Annotated in this window: 2 protein-coding genes; one reads left to right on the top strand and one right to left on the bottom strand. The window is 69.9% G+C overall.

Features of this window, described 5'->3' with window-relative positions; genetic code table 11:
• The coding region (locus tag L2I40_RS20320; RefSeq protein WP_237216998.1) for a tetratricopeptide repeat protein at nt 1–1,205 on the top strand (1,205 nt) is incomplete at its 5' end.
• 60 nt (nt 1,206–1,265) lie between these two features.
• On the opposite strand, the gene fusA is transcribed toward L2I40_RS20320, so the two are convergent.
• Nucleotides 1,266–3,350 carry an elongation factor G gene (gene fusA, locus L2I40_RS20315; RefSeq protein ID WP_237216997.1) on the bottom strand — a complete coding sequence of 695 codons (2,085 nt, stop codon included), beginning with the start codon at nt 3,348–3,350 and terminating at the stop codon, nt 1,266–1,268.
• Nucleotides 3,351–3,747 lie beyond the last annotated feature (397 nt).

Raw genomic sequence — 3,747 nt, 5'->3', positions numbered from 1 at the left:
GCGCAGGGCTGCGCCGCGGCCTGCTTGCGCTGCTGCTCGCCGTCGCCGCGCCGGTGGCGCAGGCGCGGCCCGACCCGGCCGCAATCGAGGACGCCTTCCTCGCCGCCATGGCGGAGGCCGAGCGCGACCGCTGCGACCTCGCCGTCCCGGGCTTCGAGGCGATCCTGGCGCGCGATCCCGCGCTGCACCGCGTGCGCCTGGAACTGGCGGCCTGCCTGCTGCGGCTCGACCGCGACGCGGAGGCCGCGCACGAGTTCCGCCGCGTCTACCACGCCGACGCGCCGGTCGAGGTCCGGCGCAACATCCGCCTGTTCCTGAACGCCATCGAGCGGCGCCGCCGCTTCGTCCCGCTGCTCGGCCTCGGCCTCGCCCCCACCACCAACGTCACCGCGGCGTCGAGCGCGCGCAGCGTCAGCATCCTCGGCCTCGACTTCCAGCTGCCGCCCGACGCGCGGCCGCGCTCGGGCCTCGGCCTCGCGACGCTGCTCGGCGCCGAGATCCGCCAGCCGCTCTCCGACACCACGCGCCTTCTCGCCGGCGGGCTCTGGCAGCAGCGCTGGTATCGCGACGACCGCTTCGACGACCGGCTGCTGCTCGGCTCGGTCGGCCTCGGCTACACGGATGCGACCTGGGACGCCACGCTGCGCGTCGTGCCGACCGAGCGCAGCATCGGCGGCCGGACCGTGCTGCAGCAGCAGGCCGTCCTGCTCGAGGCCTCGCGCGCGGTCACCGAGACGGCCGCCCTCGCCGGCGTGCTGCAGGTCGCGCGCCTCGGCTACAGCGAGCCGAACACGCCGCTCGACGGCCACCTCGTCCAGGCGCTGCCAGGGCTGCGGGTGAGCCTCGGCGGCCTCACGCAGCTCCAGCTGCTCGCCGGCCCCACAGCACAGACCGCGGAGGATGCCTTCAACGATTTGCGTGGCTGGCGCGCGATCGCCTTCCTCACCACCGATGTCTTCCCCGTGATCGAGCTCGCCGCCTCGGCCAGCCTCGGCCTGCAGCAGGCGCGCGCGCCGAACCCGCTCTTCGAGATGCGCCGCACCGACCGCGACATCGAGCTGCGCGCCGATGCCGTGCTGCGGTCCGTCTCCCTCGGCGGCTTCAGCCCGGCCCTCGGCGTCACCTGGCTGCACCGCGACAGCAACATCGAGGTCTTCTCGACCGATGTCTTCGAGCTGCGCCTCGGCCTGCGCAGCGTGTTCTGAAACGCGAAGCGGCGCGGAGGTCTCCCTCCGCGCCGCGCGCTCACGCCGATCCCGGAGGGGTCAGGCGCTCTTCTTCATGATCTCGTCCGCCACGTTGCGCGGCACCGGATCGTAGTGGTGGAACTGCATCGAGAAGCTCGCGCGGCCCTTCGTCATGCCGCGGAGGTTCGAGATGTAGCCGAACATCTCCTTCAGCGGGACATGCGCGCGCACGATCACGCTGGTGCCCGCCATGTCCTGGCTCTGGATGACGCCGCGGCGGCGGTTCAGGTCGCCCACCACGTCGCCCACGTGATCCGACGGCGTGGTGACCTCCACGTCCATGATCGGCTCGAGGATGACCGGACCGGCCTTCTTCATGCCTTCGCGGAAGCAGGCCTTGGCCGCGATCTCGAAGGCCAGCGCCGACGAGTCCACGTCATGGTACTTGCCGTCCACCAGGGAGTACTTGAAGTCCACCGTCGGGAAGCCGGCGAGCACGCCGGTGTCGGCCTGCACCTTGATGCCCTTCTCGACCGCCGGGATGTATTCCTTCGGCACCGCGCCGCCGACCACGGCGTTGACGAACTCGATGCCCTCGTTCCGCTCCTTCGGCTCGAAGACGATCTTCACCTCGGCGTACTGGCCCGAGCCGCCCGACTGCTTCTTGTGGGTGTAGGTCTCGGTGTGCGGCTTGGTGATCGTCTCGCGATAGGCGACCTGCGGCGCGCCGATGTTCGCGTCCACGCCGTATTCGCGCTTCAGGCGGTCGATGATGATCTCGAGGTGCAGCTCGCCCATGCCCGAGAGGATGGTCTGGCCGCTCTCCTGGTCGGTGCGCAGGCGCAGCGAGGGATCCTCGCCGGCCAGCTTCTGCAGGCCGAGCGTCATCTTCTCGATGCCTTCCTTGGTCTTCGGCTCGACCGAGATGTCGATGACCGGGACCGGGAAGGCCATGCGCTCGAGCACCACCGGGTCCTCGTTCGCCGCCAGGGTGTCGCCCGTGCCGGTGTCCTTCAGGCCGACGAAGGCCGCGATGTCGCCGGCGAAGACCTCCTTGATCTCCTCCCGCTTGTCGGCGTGCATCTGGAAGATGCGGCCGATGCGCTCGCGGTGGCCCTTGGTGGTGTTCTGCACCATGTCGCCCTGGCGCAGCACGCCGCGATAGACGCGCACGAAGGTCAGGTTGCCGTACTTGTCGTTGATGATCTTGAACGCCAGGCCGGCGAAGGGCGCGTTCTCGTCGGCCGGGATGACGCGGCGCTCGGCCGTCTCGTCCTGGCCCTCCTCGGGCGCCACCTTGATGCCGGGGATGTCGACCGGGCTCGGCAGGTAGTCGAGCACCGCGTCGAGCAGCGGCTGCACGCCCTTGTTCTTGAACGCCGTGCCGCAGAGCACCGGGCGGAACTCGCCGCTGATCGTGCCCTTCTTGATGCAGCGCTTCAGCGTCTCGATCGAGACGTCGCCCTTGTCGAAGTACTCCTCCATCGCCGCCTCATCGACGCCGACGACGACATCGAGCAGCTTGGCGCGGTACTCGGCGGCCTTGTCCTTCAGGTCGTCCGGGATCGGCGCGTCCTCGTACTGCGCGCCGAGCTCGTCGCCCTTCCAGATGATCGCCTTCATCTCGATCAGGTCGACGACGCCCTTGAAGGTGTCCTCGATGCCGATCGGCAGCTGCAGCGTCACCCAGTTGATGCCGAGCTTCTCGGTCAGCGTCGCGGCCGCGCGGTAGAAGTCCGCGCCGGTGCGGTCGAGCTTGTTGATGAAGATGATGCGCGGGACGTTGTAGCGGTCCGCCAGGCGCCAGTTCGTCTCGGACTGCGGCTGCACGCCGGCCACGCCCTCGATGATGAAGATCGCGCCGTCGAGCACGCGCAGCGACCGGTTGACCTCGATGTTGAAGTCGATGTGGCCGGGCGTGTCGATGATGTTGATCCGGTGGTCCTTCCACACGGCGGTCACGGCGGCGGAGGTGATGGTGATCCCCCGCTCGCGCTCCTGCTCCATGTAGTCGGTCGTGGTGTTGCCGTCGTGCACCTCGCCGATCTTGTGGGACTTGCCGGTGTAGTAGAGGATCCGCTCGGTCGTGGTCGTCTTGCCGGCGTCGATATGCGCCGTGATGCCGATGTTGCGGATCTTCTCGAGCGGGGTGCGCGCTGCCACGATGGGCCTCCTGGAATCGGACCGATAAGCCGAAAGCGGACGTCCCCAGGGGCCATTCCGCCCGAGGTGCCCGCCCGTCCGTGTCGAATCAGCTAGTGTGCGGCGCGGAGATGCCCTCTCCCGCCGCCTTTTGCAAGCGCCGGGGCGCGAGGCCGCCGCATGGCGCCCCTGCGCGATCGGCTGGCGGCCCGCCGAGATGCTTCGTAACGCCAGCCACACGAAGGTCGCGATAGGCTCCGCGCCTGATGCTACGTTCCCGCCCATGACGGCCAGCCACCTCGCCCCGGTCCGCTTCGGCTACGGCCTCCGTCTCGGCGAGACGCCGCCGGCCGATCCGCGCGGCTGGCTGCTGGCGCAGCTCGACGGCCCCGGCGCCCCGGCCCCCGGGCCAAGCGCG

It is taken from the genome of Falsiroseomonas oryziterrae (assembly GCF_021864505.1).
GTDB lineage: Bacteria > Pseudomonadota > Alphaproteobacteria > Acetobacterales > Acetobacteraceae > Falsiroseomonas > Falsiroseomonas oryziterrae.
The sequence above is the reverse complement of the archived record's forward strand: the minus strand, read 5'-3'. Positions and strand labels throughout refer to the sequence as shown.